Here is a 24,916-nt window from a genome sequence, read left to right as displayed (position 1 = left end):
TCAGACGGCCTGCGCTGCGCGCTGATATTGGCTGGCCGGGTATGGCAGCCCCAGGTGATCACGCAAGGTGCTGCCGCGGTACTCGCGACGGAACACCCCGCGCTGCTGCAACAAGGGCACTACCTCATCGACGAACACCTCGACCCCCGAGGGGAACATGTCCGGCATGATGTTGAAGCCATCCGCCGCGCCATTGCGGAACCAGTGCTCCAGGGTGTCTGCCACTTGCTCAGGGGTGCCGACCAACAGGCGATGACCGACCAGAATCCGCCGCGACAGCTCGCGCAGGGTCAGGTTCTCGCGCCGCGCCAGGTTCAACTGGGCTTCAAGGAAGCCATGCGAGCCCCGTTCGAACGCACTGACCGGGCCGATCTTGTCCCACGGCAGTTGGGCGTCCGGATCGAGTTCACTTTCCACCAGCCCTACCCGCGCCGCGACCTGCTGGAGCAAGCCTTGCTCACCGTAATAGGCATTCAGCTCGTCGAAACGCGCATGAGCTTCAGCTTCGGTACTGCCGATCACGGTGGACAGGCCAGGCATGATTTTCAGGTGTTCAGGGTTGCGCCCCCACTGTTGCGCACGCTGCTTCATTTCGCGGTAGAAGGCCTGGCCATCGACCAGGGTGGTCTGGGTGGTGAAGATCGCATCGGCATAGCGCGAACCCAGCGCCTTGCCGCCCTCTGAAGAGCCGGCCTGGACCAATACCGGCCGCCCCTGCGGCGAGCGCGGCAGGTTCAGCGGGCCCTTGACTGAAAAGTGCTCGCCAACGAAATCGATGCTATGGACCTTGCTTGGGTCGGCAAAACGGCCCTGGCGGGTGTCGGCGATGACCGCGTCGTCTTCCCAGCTGTCCCAGAGCTTCAGGGTCACGTCGATAAACTCGTCGGCGCGGGCATAGCGGTCCACATGCAAGGGCGCGCCGGCCAGGCCGAAGTTCTGCGCGGCGGCATCAGTGGCGTTGGTCACCACGTTCCAGGCGGCGCGACCGCCGCTGATATGGTCGAGCGAGCTGAAGCGCCGGGCCAGATTGAAGGGCTCGTTGTAGGTGCTGGACGCGGTGGCGATCACGCCGATATGCCGGGTGGCCAGGGCCACGGCCGTCAACAACACCGTGGGTTCCAATCGCCCCGCCGGGTGCCGGGCGATATCGGCGCCCAACGCTGGGCCGTCGGCGAGAAAGATCGCGTCCAGGCAGCCACGCTCGGAAATCCGCGCGATGTTCTGGTAGTACGCCACATCCAGGTAGGCGTCTGCGGGTACTTCCGCCTTGCGCCAGGCCCCGGCGTGGGCGCCGAAGCCGAGGATGTTCATGCCGATGCTCATCTGTGCGTCTGGGGTATTCATCGTCGTTCCTCTCAAAGGCTCATACGGCACTGGCTTCATCACGGACACCACTCTGCTCGCCGGCCTGCCCGTGCAGGGTGCGCCAGGCAGCGCCGGGGCTGATGCCGTTGAGGTAGTAGTTGCCCAGCGCCTGTTCGCGGTAGATCGCCGGGTTGTGCGAGGCCAGCGTGCGGGCATTGCGCCAATGCCGGTCGAGGCGCCGGGCCTGGCTGGTGGCCGAGGCGCCGCCGACTTCGAACAGCAAGGTGGTGGCCTCCAATACCTGCTCCAGGACGATCTGCTGCGCCTGGTAGGTGCGGATATCCGCCTCGACGTAGTCGGCTTCGCTCGCGCTGCCGGCCAGCTCGGCCTGGTGCACGCCCTCCAGCACTTCAGCTGCGCCAAGTACCAGGGTCTCAGTGGCGTAGGCCAGGCTCGACAGGCGTCCGATCACCCGCTGTACCAACGGGTCGTCCTTGGGGCTCGATTGCCCCGGTACGCCGAAGGCGCGGGTGCGTCCCTGGACGAACGCCGTCGCATCGTCCAGGACCGCGCGGGCAATGCCGGCCAGGGTGGCCAGGTGGAACAGCTGGTAGAACGACGACAGGTACGACTCGGCGCGCAGTTCGCCCGGTTTGAAACGGCGCAACACGTGCGCCGGTGGCACCGCCACCTGGGCGAAGCGGGTCGTGCCACTGCCGCTCAGGCGCTGGCCGAAGCCGTCCCAGTCGTCCTCGCGGGTCACGCCCGGGGCATCGACTGCCACCACCACGCTGACGAAGTCCTTGTCGTGCATGGCCACGGCGGCGACCCAATCGGCATAGATCGCCCCGGTGCAGTAGTACTTTTCCCCGTCCAGCAACCAGCCGGCCTGCGGCTGCTGCGGGTCGGCCGCGCTGAGGGTGACCGAGTTGGTGCTGCTGTCGCTGCGCTCGGCCATCGCCGCGCCCCACAGCTGCCCGGCGACGACTTTGCCGAACCAGTAATCCTGCGAGGCGGCATCCTTGCTGGACAACCGACCCTCGACAAAGCCGAAATGCGCGCGAATGATCTGCGGCAGGTTGGAATCGGCCTGGGCCAGATCGATCAGCAGGCGGAACAACACCGGCAGGCTGACGCCCTCGCCCTGGTGCGCCTGGGGCACGCGCAACGCCGTGAAGCCTGCGGCGCGCAGCGCATTGACGGCCTCGAAGGCCAGTTCCCGCTGCTGCTCACGGGCCACCGCCCCGCTGGCAATCTGTTCGAATAGCGGTTCGAAGCGCGCGTGCAGCGCGCCGTAGCTTGCTTGGGTCATGACAGGTCCTTGTACGTGACGGGGCTCACACGGCATTGCTGCGTGGGTCTACCCAGTGATTGATCAGGTCGACCAGGAAATTGACGACCACATAGATCGCTGCAGCCAGCAGCGTGATGCCCAGCAGCATCGGCATGTCCTTGTTGATTGCCGCCTCAAGCATCAGCCGGCCAATGCCCTGGCGGGCAAACAGCAACTCGACCACCACCGCGCCGCCCAGCAGGCTGGCGAACACGAAGCCGGACAAGGTCACCAGCGGCACCAGGGCGTGGCGCAGGGCATGCTTGAGGCGCACGCCGGTTTCCGACAGGCCGCGAGCGCGGGCCATGGCGATAAAGGGTTGCTCGAGGGTCGATTCCAGCTCCTGGCGCAGCACCTGGGTCAGAACCGCCGCCAGCGGCAAGGCCAGCGCGAGGCTTGGCAGGATCAACGCGCGCCAACCGCTGGAGCCGGACGGCGGCAGCACGTGCCAGCCGAACGAAAAGACCAGCAGCAAAACCAGGCCAATCACGAAGGAAGGCGCCGAGGACAGCACCAGTTCGCTGCCCGAGGCCAGCGCGCGTACCCACGGTGCGCGGTTGGCGGTCAGCACCGCCACCAGCACCGACAGCAGCAAGGCCAGCGCCGCTGCCGCCAGCGAGAGTTGCAGCGTGGCGCCCAACTGCCCGCCGATCACCTGGCTGACCGGCACGCGCAACCGGTAGGACTCGCCAAGGTCCGCCTGGGCCAGACGGCCCAGGTACTGGCCGTACTGCACCAGCAAGGGCTGGTCGAGGCCGTATTCGGCGCGCACCTGGGCAATCAGTTCGGCGCTGGGCGAGGACTCCGGCCCGCCGAGGATGGCCAGCGCCGGGTCGCCGGCACTCAGGTTGATTGCCAGGAAAGTCAGGGTTGCCGCCCCCCACAGCACGCCGATGCCAGACAACAGGCGGCGCAGTACCAGCCATGCACGATTCATTGGGCCTCCTGGTCAAGCCAGACGCTGGTGAAGAACGGGGTGTTGTGCGAGGTGTCGAAAATCACGCCCTTGACCGCGTTGCGGTACGCCACCAGCACATGGCTTTCGAACACCGGCACGGCGGGTACGGTTTCCACCAGGCGTTGCTGGGCAATGCGGTATTGCCGGGCCAGCTCGGCCGGGTCGTGGGCCTGGCGCGCAGCGCTAAGTGCCTGGTCCAGCGCCGCATCGCGCAGGCGCCCGACGTTCTGCCCGATGAACGTCGGCGTACTGATCGACTGGCTGTGATAGAGGATGAACAGCCCGTCCGGGGTATTGGTGTGCCAATAGCCGCCGGCGATTGCATCGAAGTTGCTGGCATAGCGGCGCTCGGTGATCTGCGCCAGGGGCAGCAGGTCGATGTCCATGGCGAAGCCGATCTTCTTCAGGTCCGCCTGGATGGCCACCGCGATGCTGCCGGGGAACACCCCGGACTCGTAGATCAGCAACTGCGCCGCCAGGCGTTTGCCATCCTTGAGGCGGTAGCCCTGAGGGTCGCGCTGGGCCCAGCCGGCTTCATCGAGCAGGCGGTTGGCCGCGTCCACGTCGTAGCCCAGAGCATCCTTGAATGCCGGGTCGTAGTAGCCGGTGTTGGCGGCGAGGAAGTCACCCTTGGGCAAGAACTCGCCGAAGCCGGCGATCCAGGCGATGCCTTCACGATCGATGGCACGGGCCACGGCGCGGCGTACGCGGACATCCTCGAACGGAAAGCGCTCGACGTTGAAGGTCAGGCTGCGAAACGGGTTGGCCTTGCGCACCCGGCTGCGCATCTGCAGGTCAGGGTTGGCGCGGATGGCCTGGGCGTTCTGCGCCGGGGCATCGAGGGTGAAGTCCGACTGGCGCGCCTCCAGGGTGCTGAAGCGGATCATCGGCTCGGGCACGATGCTCAGTTCCAGGCGATCCAGGTAGGCCTCACCGACATGCCCGGTAACGCTGGGCGCCCAGTTGTAGCCTTGGCGCTTGACGAAGGTTGCGCCCTGGTCGCGGGTGTATTGCTCCAGCACGAACGGGCCGGAGCCTATGGGTTGCTGGGCGATGGTTTTCGGCGCCTCGAGGATCTGCCGGGGCGAGATCATGCTCAGCCACGATTGCGCGAGCACGTCGAGGAACGGCGAATACGGCTCGCGCAGGTGCGCTTCGAAGGTGTATTCATCGACCACCCGGCCGTCCACATACGGGGCGATATAGGCAGCCGCCAGCGGTGACTTGGTCGCCGGGTCGCGCATGTGCTCAAGGTTGATCTGCACCGCGCGGGCGTTGAATTTCTCGCCGTCGCTGAAGGTCACGTCATCGCGCAGGTGGAAGGTGTAGGTCTTGCCGTCGGGCGAGATGTCCCATGACTTGGCCAGCCAGGGCGAGATATTGCCCCGCTCGTCCTGGTACACCAGGCAGTCAAACAGGATCCGCCCGAGCCATTGCACATTGCCATGGGAAATCGAATGCACGTCGAACGTGGTGGTGTCGGACGCCGTGGACATCCGCAAGGTGCCGCCCGGTCGACCCGGCGCCGCTTCACGGTAGTCGTTGGCGGCATAGCGCAGCGTGCCGTCGGCCTGTGCGCCGTCCGCTTGCACGGCCGCGCCCTGCACGCTGGCCGGTGGTTTGCAGGCAGCGAGCAGCAACGCCGCGCCCAGCAGCGCCAGGCGGGCCAGCCTTGATAAGTGGTTCATGTCGCTCTCCCGCTGCCACCGGCACCCGTCACGGCATACCGGTGGCCGCCTCGCTGGCTCAGAAGTTGTAGGTGATGCCGGTGAATGCACCAAAGCCGTCACCGGGGTACAACGACGCCGTGTCCAGGCCGTTGGCGTTGTAGACCGGCGACACGGCGGTCACGTAGTGCTGGTCGGTGAGGTTCTTCAGGTCCAGGTACACCTGCCAGGTACGGCTCGGGTCGTCGTAACCAAAGCGTGCCCCCCACAGCGTGTAGGACGGCGCATAGAAGGTGTTGGCGTAGTCCACCGCCGTGCTCGACACCGTGCGCAGATTGACCCCAGCGTAGAAGCCGTTGGCGTACTGGTAGTTCAACTCACCCTGGTAGACATGCTTGGGCAGGCCCGGCAATTCGTTCTTGTTGAACAGCGGGTCGTTCTCGTAGTGGAAGTCGTTGAGGGTGTAGGTCTGGCGCCAGGTCAGCACGTCGCCGTTGTCGCGCTCCCACAAACGGGTGCTCAGGCCGGCTTCGATGCCCTGGTGCACGGTGGGGGTGGCGTTGGAAGTGGAATTGACCGCCGCCGAAGTCGGCGTGGCCGCCAGCACCTGGACCGTCAGCAGCTCGTTCTTCACCCAGGACTTGTACAGTGCCAGGCTGCCGTCGAAGATCCCGGCCTTGCCGCGAATGCCGAACTCGACGGTATTGGCGCTTTGCGGCAACAGGGGCTTGGCGTAGTTGCTGGTGATCCCGGAGCCGGAGCTGGACCAGGAACTGGGCGGATCAATCGAGCGGCTGGCGTTGGCGAACAGCTGGATGTCCGGGGTCAGGTAATAGCGCACGCCGATACGCGGCGCGAGTTTCCACTCGTCATATTGGTAGTGGTTGGACAGCCCGCTGGTGTTGGGCCGGTCGCTGTAGGTGACGTTGATGTCACGCTTGATCTCGATGGCCGAGAGCCCGGTGTTCAGGTACAGGTTGTCGGTCAGGCCCAGCTCGTTGCCGAGGGTGAACACATGGTCGAACGAGCCGTCGTACTCGACCTGCTTCTGTAGCACGCCAAGGTCCTTGTCACCTCTATAGGTGCGCACCCCGGAACGGATGTGCTCGGTGCTGCTCCAGCCGATCGAGGTATTGCTGGGCAGGCCGAACAGTTCGTCCTGGCGGTTGTACTTGAGCGAATAGTTGATGTCGCGCCAGTCCCAGTAGTTGGGGTTGATGCTGCTCTGGCGGCTGAGGATCTGCGGGTAGTTGTGGTAGACCAGCCCGGCGACCAGGGTCGCGTCGTCGTCGAAGGTATAGGTGGTCTTGCTGCCGACCCAGGTTGAACCGCGCTTGGTCGAATCGGCGCGGGCGCCTTCGGTGGCGGCGTTGCTCTGCTTGGGGTTGTGCTTGATCTGCTCGCGGGTCAGGGTCGCCGAGTTCTCGTGGTACTCCTCGCGGTAGCGCACGAACAGCCGGGTTTCCAGTTTGGGACTGAAGCGGTAGCCGAAGTTGCCGACCACGCCCTGGGCCTTGGCCAGGGTGAAGTCCTGGTAGCCATCGCGCCGGGAGTTGTCGATGCTGACGAAGTAGTCGGCATTGCCTTCGGCGCCGCCGCTGCTGAGGGTCTGCTTCTGCCAGCCGAAACTGCCACCTTCAAGCTTGACCCGACTGCCGGGCGCGGTAAGCCCGGACTGGGTCACGAAGTTGATTGCCCCGCCCAGCGACAAGGCGCCGTATTCAAAGGCGTTGGCCCCGCGCAGCACTTCGGTGAAGTTCAGGCCCTGGGTGTCGAGCAGCTCGTACGGGGTACCGCCTGCACCGGTCAGGGCCAGGCCGTCGAAGAGGAACTTGGTGCCCTCGCGAAAATACCCGGGTGAGGTGTTGGCCCCCGAGCCACGGATGGAAATCTTGATTGCATCGTTGCCGCCGGCGGCCTGGGCGTACACGCCGGGCTGGAATGCCAGGGTGTCTTCGAGGGTCGCCGAGCGGCCTTTTTCCACCTCGGCCTGGGTGACCAGGCTGGTGCCGCCGGGCACACCATCGAGTTCGGCCTGTGCGGCCTGTGCCGGGGTGGCTTTGGCGGCTTGTACGGTGACCGTTTCCAGGCGCTTTTCGCTGGCCTCCCCTGCGGCCCACGCCTGGGGTGCAAGGCTGAGCAGTGCGCTGCCTACGGCGGCCAATCGCAGTTCTCGGCTGGCCAACAATAATGAACGTCCGGTTGTTGCGGGTACTGCCAAAGGCACGCGTTTCAAGGTCTTGCTCCCCACCTGATTAAAATAGGCGAGTTTCTATTGGTATAGTCAATCTCCCTTGGACAATTGCAGCGATCGTGCCAATCGCCAGATTGCCTGTATCTATTGGGCTAGAGGGGTTTGTGCGGTTTTGCCGGGCTGTTTCAAATCGGCATTTGTGTTTGATAACTGTTGGCTGGGCAACAGTTGGAAGGGGCGGCGCTGTCGGAGGGCAGCGCCGTAAAGGCAGTGGGATTAGCGCGATGCCAGTGCCGTGCGCCAGACACCGGCAATGTCCCGCGCCCGCGCGCGCAGCAGTGCCGGGGCCTGGGCGCAGGCCTGTTGCAGGCTCATCGGGCCGCTGGTAACGGCGAATGCTGCATCGATGCCGTGGGCATACAGGGCCTCGTAGCCTTCGCCCAGGGTCCCGGCGATGACGATCACCGGCACACCGTGGCGCTGCGCCACCCGTGCAACGCCGAAGGGGGTCTTGCCGCGCAGGGTCTGGGCGTCGAAACGGCCTTCACCGGTGATTACCAGGTCGGCGTCGCGTACCGCGTCTTCCAGCCCGGCCAGCTCGGCCACCACTTCAATCCCCGGGCGAAAGCGTGCCGCGAGGAAGGCCTTGGCGGCAAAGCCCATGCCGCCCGCCGCACCGCAGCCGGGGAAGGCGCGTACGTCGTCGCCCAGCAGTTCGGCGCAGTGGTCGGCGAAGTGTTCCAGCGCCTTGTCCAGCAGCTTGACCTGCTCGGGAGTGGCGCCTTTTTGCGGGCCGAAGATCGCCGAAGCGCCATTGCTGCCGCACAGCGGGTTGTCGACGTCGGCGGCGACTTCAACGCTCACCTGGGCCAGGCGCGGGTCCAGGCCGCTGGCGTCGATGCGGGCCAGTTTGGCCAGGGCCAGGCCACCTTCGGGCAGGGCTGCGCCTTGCGCGTCGAACAGTTGCAGGCCCAGGGCGCGGAGCATGCCGCTGCCGCCATCGTTGGTGGCGCTGCCGCCGATGGCCAGGATGATCCGCTGGGCGCCGGCGTCCAGCGCCGCGCTGATCAGTTGGCCGGTGCCGTGGGTGCTGCTGCGGCAGGCGTCGCGTTGCTCCAGGGTGAGCAGTTGCAGGCCGCTGGCCTGGGCCATCTCGATGATCGCGGTGCGCGATTCGGCGAGCCAGCCCCATTGGGCCTGGGTGGTCACGCCTAGTGGCCCGCTGACTGGCAGGCTGCGTTGTTCACCGGCACAGGCGGCGACGATGGCCTCCATGGTGCCTTCGCCACCGTCGGCCATTGGGCAGCAGACCAACTGCGCCTGCGGCAATGCATCGGCCAGCCCCAGGGCAATGGCAGCGGCGACGCCTTCGGCGCTGAGGCTGTCCTTGAACGAGTCGGGGGCGATGACGATTTTCATGGGTGTACTCCTCTCCAGATGAGCAGCATGCTGCCAGTAGAGCACAGCGGCGGCCATCGGTCGGATGCACAAGTTGGCGGCGGGTTGTTTGGTCATTTGCCATGTTTGGCAGTGGTGGCCTCATCGCTGGCAAGGCCAGCTCCCACAGGTATCAGTGACAGAGTGAACCCGTGGGAGCCGGCCTTGCCGGCGATAGGGCCCGCATAGCCACTCACTGCTCCGGCGGCAACAACTGCAAGGCCAGGTACAAACTCAGCATCCCTTCCAGGCGCAACGGATCAACCCCGCTCAGTTCAGCAATGCGCTCCAGCCGATAACGCAGGCTGTTGCGGTGGATCCCCAGCGCCTCGGCGCAGGCCTGGCTTTGCCCGTCATTGGCACACCACGCACGCAAGGTCGCCAACAACTGCCCACTGGCATCCTTGGCCCGCACCCGCTGCAACGGCTCCAGCAGTTCATCCAGCGCATCGTCATGCCGATGCCGCCACAGCAGCGCCGGCAACCGATAACGGGACAAGGTCAGCAAGCGCTCACGCGGCAGCACTTCCCGCCCATACGCCAAAAGATCGCGAACCCGCCGATAGCCACGGCGCAACTGCTCCACTCCTTCCGCCGCACCCGCCACCGCCAGGCGCTGCACTTGCCAGCCCTGCCCGTGCAGCTTCTCCAGCAAACGCTGTTCATCCAGCGCCATGCCCTGCGGCCGGCACCACAGCAGCGACTGCCGCGCCGGGCTGACGCACCAGCTTTCCGGGTAACGGGTCATCAGCCAGGCCGCCAGTGGCTCGGCGCCCGGCCCTTCGCCCAGCTCGAACAAGCACGGAATGCGCGCCAGGTCCGGCTTGAGCCCCAACTGCCGCGCTTCATCCACCAAACGCGGCGAGTCGCCGCTGCCACCGAGCAACAACGCCAGCAGGTCATCACAGCGCTGACGCCGCCATTGCTGCTCGACTTGCAGGTAGCGCTGGGCCAACAGCATCTCGGCAGTCATGCGTACCAGCTCGGCATAGGTGCGCAACTGTTCGGGCTCGCCGGTAATGCCTAGTACGCCGATCAGGCGCCCGTCGAGCAGCAATGGCAGGTTGACCCCAGGCTGCACGCCCTTGAGGCACTTGGCCGCCTCGCCGTCGATCTCGACAATCCGCCCATTGGCCAACACGAGCTGCGCGCCCTCGTGGCGGGTGTTGATACGCTGCGCCTCGCCACTGCCCAGAATCAGGCCCTGGCTATCCATGACGTTGACGTTATAAGGCAGAATGGCCATCGCCCGGTCGACGATGTCCTGTGCCAGGTCATGGTCCAGTTCGAACATGCGGGTTTCCTTGAGGTCAACAGGTTGGTCCGGGGCACAGCAGGCTGGCGAAAAACCTGTGCAAAAGCACAAAGACAGCCGCCACGCGCTCGCCGAGACTCATCGCAGCACTGCCACGATGCAGATTGCCGCGATAACCATAACAACAGAGAGAGAATCATGTCATACAGCCCTGCCCCTGACCAAGGCCACGACGTCGACCGCAATGCGCTGTACCGGCGCATCACCTGGCGGTTGATCCCGTTCATCTTCGTCTGCTACCTGTTCAACTACCTGGACCGCGTCAACGTCGGCTTTGCCAAGCTGCAGATGCTCGACGCGCTGAAATTCAGCGAAACCATCTACGGCCTCGGTGCCGGTATCTTCTTCATCGGCTACGTGCTCTGCGGCCTACCCAGCAACCTGGCGCTGAACCGCTTCGGGCCACGCCGCTGGATTGCCCTGATGATGATCACCTGGGGCACGCTGTCGACCTGCCTGCTGTTCGTCACCACGCCAACCGAGTTCTATGTACTGCGGCTGTTCACTGGCGCAGCGGAAGCCGGCTTCTTCCCCGGCATCGTGCTGTACCTCTCGCAGTGGTTCCCGGCTGACCGCCGTGGTCGCATCATGGCCCTGTTCATGTCGGCCATCCCGGTTTCTGGCCTGCTCGGCGGGCCGTTCTCCGGCTGGATCCTCAACCACTTCGCCGCCGGCCAAGGTGGCCTGGCCGGCTGGCAGTGGATGTTCCTGATCCAGGGCCTGCCGACCGTGGTACTGGGCTGCATGGCGGTGTTCCTGCTCAGCGACGGCTTTGCCAAGGCCAGCTGGCTGACCCAGGCCGAGCGCGATGCAGTGGCCTTTGACCTGCGCAAGGACGCCGAAGGCAAGCCCAAGCAAGTCAGCGACAAGCTGCTGTCGGTGTTCACCAACCCGATGATCTGGACCTTCGGCTTCATCTACTTCTGTATCCAGAGCGGTGTCTACGCGATCAACTTCTGGCTGCCGTCGATCATCAAGAACATGGGCTTCAACGATGCCCTGCTGATCGGCTGGCTGAGTGCGATCCCGTACCTGCTGGCAGGCGTGTTCATGCTGCTGGTCGGGCGTTCGGCAGACCTGCGCAACGAGCGTCGCTGGCACTTGGTAGTGCCAATGCTGATGGGCGCCATTGGCCTGCTGATCGCGGTGAACTTCGCGCATAACCCGGTCATCGCGATTGCCGGCCTGACCATCGCGACCATGGGTGCGCTGACCGGCCTGCCAATGTTCTGGCCAATGCCGACGGCGCTGCTGGGTGCCGGCACCGCTGTGGCGGGCCTGGCGATCATCAACTCGGTTGGGCAGATGGCCGGTTTCCTCAGCCCTTACCTGGTGGGCTTCATCAAGGACCAGACCGGTTCGACCGACGCGGCGCTGTATTCGCTGGCGGGGTTGATCGTGGTGGGTAGCCTGGTGGCACTGCGGGTTTCGCGGGCGCGGGCGGGTGCGGCGGTTACTGCAAACTGACGAGGACCGCGTCGAGCCAATCGCCGGCAAGGCCGGCTCCCACACAAACCAGTACTCACTGGTATCAATTCTGTGGGAGCCGGCCTTGCCGGCGATGCTTTTCAACCCTCGGATAACTGTGTAAAACAGATCGGATCCAAACCGCGAAGGGATTACCGATCATGATCTACCGTCCGCTGGGCCGCAGTGGTCTGCAGGTTTCCGCCCTCACCCTGGGCAGCATGATGTTCGGCGAACAGACCAGCAGCGAAGACTCGCTGCGCATCATCGACAAGGCCTGGGGCCAGGGCATCAATTTCATCGATACCGCTGACGTCTACAACGGTGGGCGCTCCGAAGAAATCGTCGGCGAAGCCATCGCCCGCAACCGCCAGGACTGGATCCTCGCCTCCAAGGTCGGCTTCGGCCCCCTCGACGGCCTGCCCAACCGCAGCGGCCTGGGCCGCAAACATATCTTCAACGCCATCGAGGCCAGCCTGACCCGCCTGGGCACCGACTACCTCGACATCTACTACCTGCACCGCGAAGACCACAGCACCCCGCTGGAAGTCAGCGTATCGGCCATCGGCGACCTGCTGCGCCAAGGCAAGATCCGCCACTGGGGCGTGTCCAACTTCCGCGGCTGGCGTATCGCCGAAATCTGCAACCTGGCCGAACGCCTGGGCATCGCCAAGCCGGTGGTCAGCCAGCCGCTGTACAACATCGTCAACCGCCAGGCCGAACCCGAGCAGTTCACCGCCGCCGCCCACCACGGCCTCGGCATCGTGCCGTTCAGCCCCCTGGCCCGTGGCGTGCTCAGCGGCAAGTACGCGCCCAATGCCACCCCCGACGCCAACAGCCGTGCCGGCCGCCAGGACAAGCGCATTCTGGAAACCGAATGGCGCCCGGAGTCACTGGAAATCGCCCAGAAGATCCACGCCTACACCGCCGACAAAGGCGTCGGCATGGTCGAGTTCGCGATTGCCTGGGTCCTCAACAACCAGCACATCAGCTCGGCCATCGTCGGCCCGCGCACCGAGGCGCAATGGGACACCTACAGCGGCGCGCTGGAAGTGAAGATCACCGCCGAGGACGAAGCCTTCATCGACTCGCTGGTAGCCCCCGGCCACGCCTCGACCCCTGGCTACAACGATGTCGCGCACTTCGTCAGTGGGCGCCTGGCGCGCTGAGTTCGCTGCCGAGCAAGTGGCTGATGGCGGCCTTGAGCTTCATCGGCCGCACCGGCTTGTGCAGCAACGCATGGCCCAGCGCCCGTACCTGCTGGCGCAGTTCGTTGCTGTAGTTGGCGGTGATCATCAAGGCCGGCAAGGGTGACGCCCGCCGAGCATTGATCGCGGTCACCGCTTCCACGCCATTGCGGCCGTTGTCCAGGTGGTAATCAACGATCAGCAGGTCCGCCTGCGCCCGGTCGGTGGCCACCTGCCGGGCCAGGTCCTGCTCGCTCAGCGCGGTGACCACCTCGCAGCCCCACTGCTCCAGCAGGGTGCGCATGCCTTCGCAGATCGCCGCATCGTTATCCAGCACCCAGATCCGTGCGCCTTCCAGGCGCTCCATCAGCAGCAGCGGCTCAGCTGCCGGGATCTGGACCTGCGTCAGCGGCTCACTGCGTGGCACCTCGATTGCGAACACCGAGCCTTGGCCCGGTGTCGAGCGCAGACTTACCCGGTGCTGCAAAATACCGGCGATCTTGTCGACGATGGCCAACCCCAGGCCCAGGCCACGGTCCTGATCAGGGCGCTGCACATCACCGCGCTTGAACTCCTGGAACACCTCTTCGCATTTGTCCGGCGCAATGCCGATGCCGGTGTCCCACACCTCGATCCACACCTGCGCCCCGCGCCGGCGACAGCCCAGCAGCACCCGGCCACGCGGGGTGTAGCGGATGGCATTGCTCAGCAGGTTGCGCAGGATCCGCGCCAGTAGCTGGATGTCGCTGTGCACCCACAGGCTGCTCGGCACATAGACCAGCTGCAAGCCTTCGCCAGCGGCGGCCCGCGCGTACTCGGCGGCAAGGTTGTCGAGCAGGTCGCTGGCGGCGAAACGGGTCTGCTCGGCCTTGATCACCCCGGCATCCAGCTTGGAAATGTCCACCAGCGTACCCAACAGGCTTTCGACATCGTCCAGCGAATTGCTGACATTGCGCACCAGTGCAGGGTTGGCCGATTGCTGCTCCTGCAGGGCGCTGGTGAACAGCCGCGCGGCATTCAGCGGTTGCAGCAGGTCATGGCTGACGGCGGCAAGGAACTTGGTTTTCGACAGGTTGGCCCGTTCGGCCTCGTGCTTGGCGTCGCGCAGTTGCTGATTAAGCTGGGTAAGCTCGGCCGTACGCTCGCGTACCCGCACTTCCAGGTGCTGGTACGCCTGATGCAGGGCCTCGGCGGTACGCCGACGCTCGGTGATATCGCGGATCAACACGAAGATCCCCACCACTTCCCCGCTGGCCAGGCGGTTCGGCACATAGGAGCGCAGCATGTAGCGCTGCTCGCCGTGGGCGTTGGTCTCGGCAAACTCGAAGGTCACGCTCTCCCCGGCCAAGGCCTGCTCGATATAGCCTTCAAGACGGCGGTAGTGTTCGGGGCTGTGCACTTCACTCAGGCGCTGGCCAAGCATCATCGCGCTGGGCCAGCAGTACCACTGCTCGTACACCTTGTTGGTGAACTCGTAGACCAGCTCGGCGTTGAGGTAGGCGATCAGGGCCGGGACATGGTCAGTGATCAGGCGGATCCAGCGTTCGCTCTCGCTCAAGGCCTTGGCATGCTGGTAGCGCTCGGTGATATCGGTGAAGGTGTTGACGAAGCCGCCGGTGGGCAAGGCATGGGTGCGAATTTCCAGGACTCGGCCGTCGTACAGGCGCTGTTCCAGTTCATGGATGGCACGCCCGTTGTCGTTGCGGCTGGCGGGAGTCAGCAAGGCCAGCTCGCTGTCGGCGATGACCTCGGCAAACGGGCGGTGGGCGGCAATCGGCGCCAGGCCGCTGAGCTCGAGGAAGCGGCGGTTCCACAGCTCCAGCACCCCGTCGGCGTTGACCATCGCCACCCCCTGGGACAGGTTGTCTACCGCGCGTTGCAACAGATGCGATTTTTGCGCCACCGCCTGCTCGCGGCGCTGGGTTTCGCTGAGCTTGACCTCGGTGATGTCGGTGAACAGCATCACCCGCCCGCCGCCATGGGTGGGCCGTTCGCTGACCTGCAGCCAACGACCATTGCGCAGGCGGTACAGCAGGTGTTCATCGCTGTGCCCGCGTTGTTCCTCGCTGAACGGGCCGGAGCTCTGCATCAGCCGCTTGACCTCGGACAGGCGCATGCCGGCGATGATGCGGATGCGGCTGTTGGCCCAGAATGCCTTGAAACGCTGGTTGAACAGGACGATGCGCAGGTCCTGGTCGAACAGCACGAAGGCATCGGAAATGCTCTCGATGGCATCGACCAGGTGCTGGTGCGCGGTTTCTGCGCGCAGGCGGGCGTCACTGAGCAAATGATTGCTGGCCTTGAGTTCGGCCATGGCCTGGTTCAGCGCGTCGGTGCGTTCGCGCACCTGCTCGGCCAGCACCACGGAATACTGGAAGGCCGCGTAGGAATCGTCCGGGCGCGCGGCGCCGGACTCCAGGCGTTCGATCAGCGCCGCGTTGATCCGCTCAAGCTTGTGCTTGTCGTGCAGCAGCTGGGCGATCAGTGCCTCGGGCTCAAGCGCCACGACGGCTGCGGGGGTGGGCGATGGCAACGCCGGTGAAGGTCTGGTTGATGTGCATGCCATTGAACTGCTCTCCGTAGGAGTTGAAACCGACCACCGGTTGTTGGCGCAGGAACGCGCCGACCGCATCCAGTTGCGCACCACTTTCCAGCTCCAGGCGGCGCAGGAAACAGTCGCAGCCGATGGTCATCTGCAAGGGACCGAGGCGTTGGCGCAAGCCGTCGAACAATGCGTCAAGGTTGGGCAGCAAGGGCCCCGGGCGCATGGCGGTGAGGACGATGCCGTTTTCCACTGCGCAGTAGAAGCTCAGGCTGAGGTCGTCGTGCACCTGCTGGATGGCCCGCACGTAGTAGCGCTCGTTGATGCGCACGGCCAGCGGGTGGGCAGCGAACACCCGGTGATCGAGCGCGTCCAGCGGTACGCCGATCAGTTGCGCGTATTCTTCGGCGGCGGGTTCGGCGTTGAGTTCATAGACCCGGCGGCTGGCCCGGTCGGCGCGGGTGACCACCAGTTTCTCTTCGCGTGGCTGGATGTGGTGGGTGGTGAACACCTCGAAATCGAGCCAGGTGTTGACCAGCAAGACCACTGCCGCGCTGCTGTGAAAGTGCCCGTCGTAGTAGACGTGGGTGTGGTTGAGGTAGTTGTCGTCCCCGGCTGAGCCACCGAAATGCGGGATATCGCCGAGGGCGGCGCTGAGTGCGGCGAGGAGCATTTCCTCGCGGCTGGACAGGCCGTCAAGCAGGGTCAGGGCGAAGCTGTGGCCCTTGATGGGTGCCAGGGTGTTGCTGCGGCAGGTGCCGATCAGGCGCTCCACGCATTGCTGGGCGTCGATCAGGCTGAAGTCGTGCATGGGTGCGATAAGTTCGGCGGCAATCGAGAAATGCCGGTGGTCGAAGCCCAGTGCCGTGATGCCGCCACGGCCATAGCCTGCGGGGCTGATCTCGCCAGCGCTGGTGCAGCCGGCCAGGCGTATGCCGCCAAAGCTCTGTTGCAGTGCCTGGGCCAGGGCTGGCAGGTCGTATTCGGCGGAACAGAAGAACAGCACGAAGCCCAGGTGCGGGTGCAACAACTGGGCGGCGAGGTCCTGGGCAGCGGCTTCGGCAGCGCTGGCCCGGGACACCGCGCTGATGATGCCCTCGGCGGGGGAATGCGGCATGACGGCTTCTCGCGGGGCGGGATCGGATGCACGCAGTTTAGGGAGATTGCCGGTTTGCCCGAATGCTACTTGGGTAGCGGGTTTGGGTGGCAATGGTTGTAGATCGGTGGGGGCTCAATCGCGGGACCAGCCCGCTCCCACAGGGAACACTGTTGCCTCCCATTGTGGGAGCGGGCTGGTCCCGCGATTGGGCTACCACAAGCCTCAGCCCCTACCAGGTCAACACCGCCCCCACTGCGAAGGTATCGGTATCCTCGTTCTGGCTGTCCCCCTCATGCCCGTCGATCTCGAACTGGTTGTACTCGGCCACCAGCTTCAGGTTGTCATTGATGTCATGAAACAACGCGATCCCTCGCGTCTGGTAATCCGCCCCGGTGTTCACCGCGCCATTGCCGTCATCCTTGGTCTTGCCATAGGACAACGCCACGCGGTTCTTGCCGACCTTGTACGAGCCCTGCAGCAGATAACCGGTGCTGTCCACCTCACGCAGGGTCGCCTCCCCGGCATTGTTGGTAAAGAACGGGTTGATGCCCTTGGCGGTAAAGCCCGACCCGGTCAGCGACAACCCACCCAGCTTCGCCTGCACGCCATAACCCAGGCCCTTGGAGGTCACCGAGTCCACCGTGTTGTCGGTGTTCTCCGAAGTCTGGTAGCTGCCGTTCAACCAGCTGTAGATCTGCGCTCCACCCAGGTCGAACTGGTAGGTGATCTCGCTCTCGGTACGCGGGTTCTTCTGGTAAGCCTTGCCCACTGCACTGTCATCGTTGGTATCGACCGGGTCCATGATCCCCACGGCGACCCGCAGCCCGTCCATCACCGGGGTCCGGTAGGTGATCTGCGAAGTCGGGAACGGATACGGGTAACCGCTGCCGATATTGCCGAACGACACCCCGCCGCCGTCGACCAGGCCCAGGGTATCGCTGACCTGGCCATAGCCTGCCAGCAACTCGTCGAGGAGGATGTTGGAGCGGGCAAACAGGCCGAAATCCTTGCCGATCAGCACTTCACCCCAGCCCGGGTTGGCCACCGTGCCGTAGAACTGGCGCACATCGATGGCCGTGTCGGTGCCGTTGGTTTCACTGTCGTTGATCGTCACCCAGAACGACGCACGCGCGCCCAGCTTGAGGTCATCGACCTGGCGGGTCATGTTGAAACCCAGGTAGTTGGGCAGAAAGCCCATCTTCACCCGCGACTGGCGCCGGTCGTACTGCTCACCCGCGCGGTCGACGTCGCTGTTCACATAGAAGGCGTTGATATAGCCATCGGTGGAAAAGGTCGTCTGGTCCTTGTCGTACAGCATGATCTCGGCCTCGGCCAGCGGGCTCAAACCCAGGGCGGTGGCGCTGATCAGCAGGGGCAGGAAACGGGTCTTGGCATTGTTATTGTTGTGCATGACGCTCTCCGCAAACGGGGGGACGGTTGTCGGAGGCGATTATCGAAAGCCGCACGCTCGAGCCCTACGCTGCGTTGGCCGCAACCCCCTGCTGCTTTGGCGTGGCGCAGCACCACGCCGGGCAAGGGAACTAATCCCTTGCCCGGCGGTGTCACAAGGCTAAAGTGGCAAGACCCGGTGCGAAGGACCGAGCTCGTCATGCAAAAATGCAGGCAGCACCTGCAGTTTTGCTGATTGTATTGGGCAAATTTGCACTGATACGATCCGGACGATCCTTGAACCCATCTCCACACCGTGTTAATTCATGTGGAAAATCAATAACAAAGCAGGGAGACAGCGATGACCGCGCACGCTACTACTTCGGCCGCAACGGACGCGACCGCGCCAGATGTATTGGCCGAAGTCCGCAACCATATCGGTCACTTGACCCTCAACCGCCCCGCCGGCCTCAATGCCCTGACCCTCGACATGGTCCGCCATCTGCATCGGCAGCTGGACACCTGGGCGGGCGACGCGAACATCCATGCCGTGGTACTGCGTGGCGAAGGCCCCAAGGGCTTCTGCGCCGGCGGCGATATCCGCTCGCTGTACGACAGCTATAAAAGTGGCACCAGCCTGCACCGCGACTTCTTCATCGAGGAATACGCCCTCGACCAGCTCATCCACCATTACCGCAAGCCGGTAGTGGCGTTGATGGACGGTTTTACCCTGGGTGGCGGCATGGGCCTGGCCCAGGGCGCCGACCTGCGCGTGGTCACCGAGCGCAGCCGCCTGGCCATGCCGGAAGTCGGCATCGGCTACTTCCCGGATGTCGGCGGCAGTTATTTCCTTTCGCACATTCCCGGTGAACTGGGCACCTACCTTGGCGTCACCGGTGTCCAGGTCCAAGCCGCCGATGCGCTGTATTGCGGGCTGGCAGACTGGTTTGTCGACAGCAGCTTGCTGGCCAAGCTGGATGAGCGCCTCGACAGCCTGAACTGGGGCGAATATCCGCTCAAGGACCTGCAAGGCCTGCTGGCCAAGCTCGGCACCCAGACCCTCGACAACCCGCCGCTGGCCGCCTTGCGCCCGGCCATTGACCACTTCTTCGGCCTGCCGGACATCGCCAGCGTGATCGAGCAACTGCGCGCCGTCACTGTCGCCGACAGCCATGAATGGGCACTGAAAACCGCCGACCTGCTGGAAACCCGCTCGCCGCTGGCGCTGGCGGTGACCCTGGAGCTGCTGCGCCGCGGTCGTCACCTGAGCCTGGAGCAGTGCTTTGCGATGGAACTGCACCTGGACCAGCAGTGGTTCGAGCATGGCGACCTGATCGAAGGCGTGCGTGCCCTGTTGATCGACAAGGACAAGCAACCGCGCTGGAACCCCGCCACCGTTGCCGGCCTGAGCCGTGCACGGGTGGACCAATTCTTCGAAGGCCTGTGAAGGTCGGAGTACGCACATGCAAGACCTGGAACTGAGCGAAGAACAGATCATGATCCGCGACATGGCCCGGGATTTCGCCCGTGGCGAGATCGCCCCGCACGCCCAGGCCTGGGAAAAGGCCGGCTGGATCGACGATGGCGTGGTGCGCAAGATGGGCGAACTGGGCCTGCTTGGCATGGTGGTGCCCGAGCAATGGGGCGGCAGCTATACCGACTATGTGGCCTATGCCCTGGCCGTCGAGGAGATCGCGGCGGGTGATGGCGCCACCGGCGCGTTGATGAGCATCCACAACTCAGTGGGTTGTGGCCCGCTGCTCGCCTATGGCAATGATGAACAGCAACAGACCTGGCTCGCGCGCCTGGCCAGTGGCGAGGTGATCGGCTGCTTCTGCCTGACCGAACCGCAGGCTGGCTCAGAAGCGCACAACTTGCGCACGCGGGCTGAATTGCAGGGTGACCACTGGGTGATCAATGGCGCCAAGCAGTTTGTTAGCAACGCACGGCGTGCGGGGCTGGCCATCGTGTTCGCGGTGACCGACCCGGAGTTGGGCAAGAAAGGCATCTCGGCGTTCCTGGTACCTACCGAGAACGAAGGCTTCGTGGTGGACCGCAGCGAGCACAAGATGGGCATTCGCGCGTCGGATACCTGTGCCGTGACCCTGAACAATTGCCGCATCCCGGCGGCCAACATGCTCGGCGAGCGTGGCAAGGGGCTGGCGATTGCCCTGTCCAACCTTGAGGGCGGGCGGATTGGCATTGCGGCCCAGGCATTGGGCATTGCCCGTGCGGCGTTTGAGGCGGCGCTGGTGTATTCGCGCGACCGTATCCAGTTCGGCAAGCCGATCAACGAGCACCAGAGCATCGCCAACATGCTCGCCGACATGCAGATGCAGATCAACGCCGCACGCTTGCTGATCCTGCATGCCGCGCGTTTGCGCAGTGCCGGCAAGCCCTGCCTGAGCGAGGCCTCGCAGGCCAAGCTGTTTGCCTCGGAAATGGCTGAGCGGGTGTGCTCGAAGGCGATTCAGGTGCATGGTGGCTATGGCTATCTGGAGGATTACCCGGTGGAGCGCTACTACCGGGATGCGCGGATTACCCAGATTTATGAGGGGTCGAGCGAGATCCAGCGGATGTTGATTGCGCGGGAGTTGAAGCACTACCCGATCTGATCCAAATCGGCGGGGGAGTCATCGCTGGCAAGGCCAGCTCCCACAGAGGTCAAGGCAAGACGGTTGCTCCCACAGGTGATTTCACTGCATATCAATATTCCTGTGGGAGCCGGCCTTGCCGGCGATAAGGCCCGCACATTCAGCGATCAACCCGAGCCATCACCGCCTGCTCATACTGCGGATACAGATGGCTCACACTGCGAATCAACTCATACCGGGTCAAGCTGATCGCCGCGAACCGAGGCGGAATCGGCGTGGCAATCACCTCGTTCATCTCCAGCCCCGCTTGCGCGCTCTCACGCAGCAAACCGTCCAGCCACCCCAGGTAGTCCAGCATCTGCACAAACGGCTTGGCGTCGCGAGCCACTGGCCCATGCCCCGCCACCAGCACTTGCCACGGCGTCGCCTGCAACTGCTCAAGCTGCTTGCGCCAAACCGCCAGCCCCGGGCTGTGCGGCGTAGTCAGCGCACGCTGGTAAAACAACAGATCCCCCGCAAACAGCACCCCGGTCCGCTCATCCAGTATCGCCAGGTCCGCCCCGCTATGCCCGCTGAACGCCATCAAGCGCAGCGAATGCGATCCGAACACTCGCACCCCAGGCTCAAGCGCCTGATCCGGCAAGCGCACCTGCGTGCCACGCATCCAGTCGCCGACCAGGCGGTACAGGTTCTCCGCCAACGCATCGCCCTCTTCCCCCAGTAGCTCGCGCGTGGCACTGAGCGCCGCAATCGGCACATCGGCAAACGCCTGGCTGCCCAATGCATGGTCCGGGTGATGGTGGGTCAGCAGCACCTGTACCACCGGCTTGTCCGTCACCAGCCCGATGGCCTGGCGCATCGCCCGGCCATAGCGCAGCGATGGCCCGGTATCGATCACCACCACCCCCGCTTCAGTGACGATAAACCCGGTATTGACGATATTGCCGCCATTGGCCCGGGAGAAATTCTCCGTGCTGCCTTCAAATACATAAGTGTCCGGCGCAACCTGGCGCGGGGCCAGGCGGTACTCAAGGTCCGCCTGGCTCGGCAGGCTGACCACCAGCATCACCAGCAACAGTGCCCGCATGTCTGCCCCCTAGTCGATTGCCGCATCGAACGTATTGCCGTTGTTGTCGCGCAAACTCAGGCGCAGCGCTTCGGCGCGGCGCAGGTCGAACGACAGGTTCGGGTTCTCGCTGACCGCCGGGAACAGCTCCAGCGTCGCCAGTACCTGCCCCTGTGCGTCACGCAACTCGGCATGCTCGATATAGAACTCCGGCACGCCACCCACCAGGCCGTTGTCCATGGGGTGCGACACCTCCAGGCGCAAGCGGCTGAAATCCTCCCGAGGGAAGCGAGCGCCAAGCACCTGGCCCAGACGCTCCTCCCAGCCTGCCTCGCTGCGCACCACGCTGGGGGCGGTGCAGCCGCCACCAGCGGCATCGATCAGGGTCGAGCCGACATGCCAGATACCATCATCGGTAAGCACCGCCGCACGCAGCGCAGTCGCTTGCTCGATGCGAATGCGCACCGCCAGCCACGGCAACACCTGCGGGCCGGGCTGAAAGTCGACGATCTTCGGCAAAGGGTTGAGCTCGGCCCAGACCAGTATCCGCTGCACCGTGCCCGGTAGCGCCCGGGCATCCACCTGCAACGGCACTTGGCGGGCATCCTCGGCAAATGGCGGGGCGATCACCCGCACCCGCGCATCGAACTGATACGGGGCATCCATCAGCCATTGCTGGCGATAGAACTCCCACATCACCGAGGGCACCGGGTCCGGGCCCGGGTCCACGGCAAAGGCCGGGGCGCACAACAGCATGGCGAGCAGCAGCGGCACCCGGCCCATGGCATCACTCCTCGACGTGCACGCTGTCCAGGTAGGTGCGTACCGCCCAGAGCGCTTCCTGGCTCAGGTAGTCGGCCATCTTCGGCATGTACACCCGACCATCGCGCACCGCGCCATTGCGCACGCGCTCGACGAACCATTCATCACCGTTGACGCCCTCGTCCAGCAGGCGCAGGTCCGGGGCGATGCCGCCGGACTTGGCTTCCAGGCCATGGCAGGCCGCGCAGTTCTGGTTGTAGGCCGAGGCGCCGATGGACACCGCCTCGTCGTGATTCTTGCCGTTGCGGTAAGGGTTCTCGGTGCGCCACTCCTCACCCAGCTTTTCCAGGCCGCCGGTGTTTACCGCGGTCGGTGTCACGTTGCCATGAGCGAATGCCGCCCCGGTACTCATCAGGCCGCTGACCAGCACGGCGCTTATCCAGGCGTTTTTCTTGATTGTCATTGTTCTGCCCTCGGCTACTTGTCTGCACGCGAAAACCTCTCTGGCGAAAGGTTGTGCCGGCATCTTAGAAAGCCCGTGCAAACGCCCCCATGCTGCTTTGGTGGCCGCGCCCTCCTCCCTTGGTAGTAGCGCTTGTGGAGCAGTGCCAAATCATGCCCGACCTGGGAAGTTTTCCCGGCAAAGGCGGGAGTTTTTCCGTATCTGTGCAGGCAGCGACGTTCCAGTCTAGGCAGGCCAAAACCACACCTGGATCACCCACCATGACAATAAGAACGTTACCCGCTGCGCTTTCCCCCCTGTCTCTCGCCGTGCAGACCGTACTGCTGGTCGGCACCCTGGCGCTGGCACCTGCCAGCCAGGCCAAGCCGGTGACCTGGGAGGACATTGCCAACGATCACCTGAGCACGCAGAACGTGCTGCAGTACGGCATGGGCACCAACGCCCAGCGCTGGAGCCCGCTGGCCCAGGTGAACGATCAGAACGTGTTCAAGCTGACTCCGGCCTGGTCGTATTCCTTCGGTGATGAAAAGCAGCGCGGCCAGGAGTCCCAGGCAATCATCAATGACGGCGTGATCTACGTCACCGGCTCCTACTCGCGGGTGTTCGCCCTCGACGCCAAGACCGGCAAGCGCCTGTGGACCTACAACCACCGCCTGCCGGACAACATTCGCCCGTGCTGCGACGTGGTCAACCGTGGCGCTGCCATTTATGGCGACAAGATCTACTTCGGCACCCTGGATGCCCGCGTCATTGCCCTGAACAAGGACACCGGCAAGGTGGTGTGGAACAAGAAGTTCGGCGATCACAGCGCCGGCTACACCATGACCGGCGCGCCAACCATCGTGAAAGACCAGAAGAGCGGCAAGGTCATGCTGATTCACGGCAGCTCCGGCGATGAATTCGGCGTGGTCGGCCAGTTGTATGCGCGCGACCCGGAAACCGGTGATGAAGTGTGGATGCGCCCGTTTGTCGAAGGCCACATGGGCCGCCTGAATGGCAAGGACTCGACCACCACCGGCGACGTCAAGGCGCCGTCCTGGCCGAACGACCCGACCACCGAAACCGGCAAGGTCGAAGCCTGGAGCCACGGCGGTGGTGCACCGTGGCAGAGCGCAAGCTTTGATGCCGAGACCAACACCATCATCGTCGGCGCCGGCAACCCCGGCCCGTGGAACACCTGGGCGCGTACCGCCAAGGATGGCAACCCGCATGAATGGGACAGCCTCTACACCTCCGGCCAGGTCGGCGTCGATGCCACCACCGGTGAAGTGAAGTGGTTCTACCAGCACACCCCGAACGATGCCTGGGACTTCTCCGGCAACAACGAGCTGGTGCTGTTCGACTACAAGGACAAGGACGGCAAGCAGTTCAAGGCCACCGCGCATGCCGACCGCAACGGCTTCTTCTACGTGGTTGACCGCACCAACGGCAAGCTGAAGAACGCCTTCCCGTTCGCCGACAACATCACCTGGGCCAGCCATATCGACCTCAACACCGGGCGCCCGGTGGAAAACCCAGGCCAGCGTCCGGCCAAACCGGAACCTGGGCAAACCAAGGGCAAGCCGGTGGAAGTCTCGCCGCCGTTCCTCGGTGGCAAGAACTGGAACCCGATGGCCTACAGCCAGGATACCGGGCTGTTCTATGTGCCATCCAACCAGTGGAAGGAGGAGTACTGGACCGAAGAGGTGAACTACAAGAAGGGCTCGGCGTACCTGGGCATGGGCTTCCGTATCAAGCGCATGTACGAGGACCACGTCGGCTCGCTGCGGGCGATGGACCCGGCCACCGGCAAGATGGTCTGGGAGCACAAGGAGCGTCTGCCGTTGTGGGCCGGGGTGCTGGCGACCAAGGGCAACCTGGTGTTCACCGGCACCGGCGATGGCTTCTTCAAGGCGTTCAACGCCAAGACGGGTGAGGAGCTGTGGAAGTTCCAGACCGGCAGCGGCATCGTCTCGCCGCCGGTCACCTGGGAACAGGATGGCGAGCAGTACATCGGCGTCACGGTCGGTTACGGCGGCGCGGTGCCGCTGTGGGGCGGCGACATGGCCGAGCTGACCAAGCCGGTAGCACAGGGCGGGTCGTTCTGGGTATTCAAGATCCCGGCGTGGGATACCAAGACGGCACAGCGTTGATGTGAC

The 24,916-nt window shown here is 64.5% G+C and carries 18 protein-coding genes; 5 read left to right on the top strand and 13 right to left on the bottom strand.

Translation table 11 applies throughout. From position 1 onward, the window contains the following. From M5G11_RS00860 to M5G11_RS00830, 7 genes are all read right to left on the bottom strand, one after another. The gene (locus M5G11_RS00860; RefSeq protein WP_273912584.1) at positions 1–1,344 is read right to left on the bottom strand and encodes an LLM class flavin-dependent oxidoreductase; all 1,344 of its coding nucleotides are present in this window, start codon (positions 1,342–1,344) and stop codon (positions 1–3) included. A 19-nt stretch (positions 1,345–1,363) separates the two neighbouring features. Beyond that, entirely contained in the window at positions 1,364–2,617 is a 1,254-nt protein-coding gene (locus M5G11_RS00855) for an acyl-CoA dehydrogenase family protein (protein ID WP_273912585.1), read from the bottom strand. Between the two features lie 25 nt (positions 2,618–2,642). Next, positions 2,643–3,575: an ABC transporter permease gene (locus M5G11_RS00850; RefSeq protein ID WP_273912587.1), complete on the bottom strand. Its 933-nt coding sequence runs from the start codon at positions 3,573–3,575 to the stop codon at positions 2,643–2,645. Next, complete coding sequence (locus tag M5G11_RS00845; RefSeq protein ID WP_273912588.1) at positions 3,572–5,284, bottom strand: ABC transporter substrate-binding protein; 1,713 nt, start codon at positions 5,282–5,284, stop codon at positions 3,572–3,574. The genes M5G11_RS00850 and M5G11_RS00845 overlap by 4 nt, the downstream gene beginning before the upstream one ends. 58 nt (positions 5,285–5,342) lie before the next feature. After that, on the bottom strand, positions 5,343–7,427 hold the full coding sequence (locus M5G11_RS00840) for a TonB-dependent receptor family protein (protein ID WP_273912589.1): 2,085 nt from the start codon (positions 7,425–7,427) through the stop codon (positions 5,343–5,345). Between the two features lie 306 nt (positions 7,428–7,733). Further along, positions 7,734–8,876 carry a glycerate kinase gene (locus M5G11_RS00835; protein ID WP_273912590.1) on the bottom strand — a complete coding sequence of 381 codons (1,143 nt, stop codon included), beginning with the start codon at positions 8,874–8,876 and terminating at the stop codon, positions 7,734–7,736. Between the two features lie 211 nt (positions 8,877–9,087). After that, the gene (locus M5G11_RS00830; protein ID WP_273912591.1) at positions 9,088–10,188 is read right to left on the bottom strand and encodes a sugar diacid recognition domain-containing protein; all 1,101 of its coding nucleotides are present in this window, start codon (positions 10,186–10,188) and stop codon (positions 9,088–9,090) included. Between the two features lie 159 nt (positions 10,189–10,347). On the opposite strand from M5G11_RS00830, the gene M5G11_RS00825 reads away from it, so the two are divergent. Together M5G11_RS00825 and M5G11_RS00820 are read left to right on the top strand one after the other, a co-directional pair. Beyond that, on the top strand, positions 10,348–11,676 hold the full coding sequence (locus M5G11_RS00825) for an MFS transporter (protein WP_273912592.1): 1,329 nt from the start codon (positions 10,348–10,350) through the stop codon (positions 11,674–11,676). 161 nt (positions 11,677–11,837) lie between these two features. After that, on the top strand, positions 11,838–12,845 hold the full coding sequence (locus tag M5G11_RS00820) for an aldo/keto reductase (protein ID WP_273912593.1): 1,008 nt from the start codon (positions 11,838–11,840) through the stop codon (positions 12,843–12,845). Here M5G11_RS00820 and nahK read toward each other — a convergent pair. The 3 genes from nahK to M5G11_RS00805 form a co-directional block, all read right to left on the bottom strand. Then, entirely contained in the window at positions 12,823–15,429 is a 2,607-nt protein-coding gene (gene nahK / locus M5G11_RS00815; protein ID WP_273912594.1) for a hybrid sensor histidine kinase/response regulator NahK/ErcS', read from the bottom strand. The two genes, M5G11_RS00820 and nahK, sit on opposite strands and share 23 nt — an antisense overlap. Beyond that, a complete protein-coding gene (gene nosP, locus M5G11_RS00810; RefSeq protein WP_273912595.1) occupies positions 15,359–16,522 on the bottom strand; it encodes a nitric oxide-sensing protein NosP in 1,164 nt (387 codons plus the stop codon). Before nosP ends, nahK begins: the two co-directional genes overlap by 71 nt. 211 nt (positions 16,523–16,733) lie before the next feature. After that, complete coding sequence (locus tag M5G11_RS00805) at positions 16,734–17,915, bottom strand: porin (RefSeq protein WP_273912596.1); 1,182 nt, start codon at positions 17,913–17,915, stop codon at positions 16,734–16,736. 339 nt (positions 17,916–18,254) lie between these two features. Between M5G11_RS00805 and M5G11_RS00800 the strand changes: the two genes are divergently transcribed. Then, positions 18,255–19,340: an enoyl-CoA hydratase/isomerase family protein gene (locus M5G11_RS00800; RefSeq protein WP_273912597.1), complete on the top strand. Its 1,086-nt coding sequence runs from the start codon at positions 18,255–18,257 to the stop codon at positions 19,338–19,340. Between the two features lie 16 nt (positions 19,341–19,356). Further along, complete coding sequence (locus M5G11_RS00795; RefSeq protein WP_273912598.1) at positions 19,357–20,508, top strand: acyl-CoA dehydrogenase family protein; 1,152 nt, start codon at positions 19,357–19,359, stop codon at positions 20,506–20,508. A 139-nt stretch (positions 20,509–20,647) separates the two neighbouring features. On the opposite strand, the gene M5G11_RS00790 is transcribed toward M5G11_RS00795, so the two are convergent. From M5G11_RS00790 to pedF, 3 genes are read right to left on the bottom strand one after another with little or no spacing between them, the layout of a single operon-like run. Then, positions 20,648–21,574 carry a quinoprotein relay system zinc metallohydrolase 1 gene (locus tag M5G11_RS00790; protein ID WP_273912599.1) on the bottom strand — a complete coding sequence of 309 codons (927 nt, stop codon included), beginning with the start codon at positions 21,572–21,574 and terminating at the stop codon, positions 20,648–20,650. Positions 21,575–21,583: 9 nt separating this feature from the next. Then, positions 21,584–22,336: a quinoprotein dehydrogenase-associated SoxYZ-like carrier gene (locus M5G11_RS00785; RefSeq protein WP_273912600.1), complete on the bottom strand. Its 753-nt coding sequence runs from the start codon at positions 22,334–22,336 to the stop codon at positions 21,584–21,586. A gap of 4 nt (positions 22,337–22,340) precedes the next feature. Further along, a complete protein-coding gene (gene pedF / locus M5G11_RS00780) occupies positions 22,341–22,727 on the bottom strand; it encodes a cytochrome c-550 PedF (protein ID WP_420793852.1) in 387 nt (128 codons plus the stop codon). 311 nt (positions 22,728–23,038) lie between these two features. Here pedF and exaA point away from each other — a divergent pair, with 311 nt between their 5' ends. After that, positions 23,039–24,910: a quinoprotein ethanol dehydrogenase gene (gene exaA / locus M5G11_RS00775; protein ID WP_273912602.1), complete on the top strand. Its 1,872-nt coding sequence runs from the start codon at positions 23,039–23,041 to the stop codon at positions 24,908–24,910. Positions 24,911–24,916 lie beyond the last annotated feature (6 nt).

This window comes from Pseudomonas fontis (assembly GCF_028656955.1).
GTDB classification, from domain to species: domain Bacteria; phylum Pseudomonadota; class Gammaproteobacteria; order Pseudomonadales; family Pseudomonadaceae; genus Aquipseudomonas; species Aquipseudomonas fontis.
This window is presented reverse-complemented; position numbering and strand designations above follow the sequence as displayed.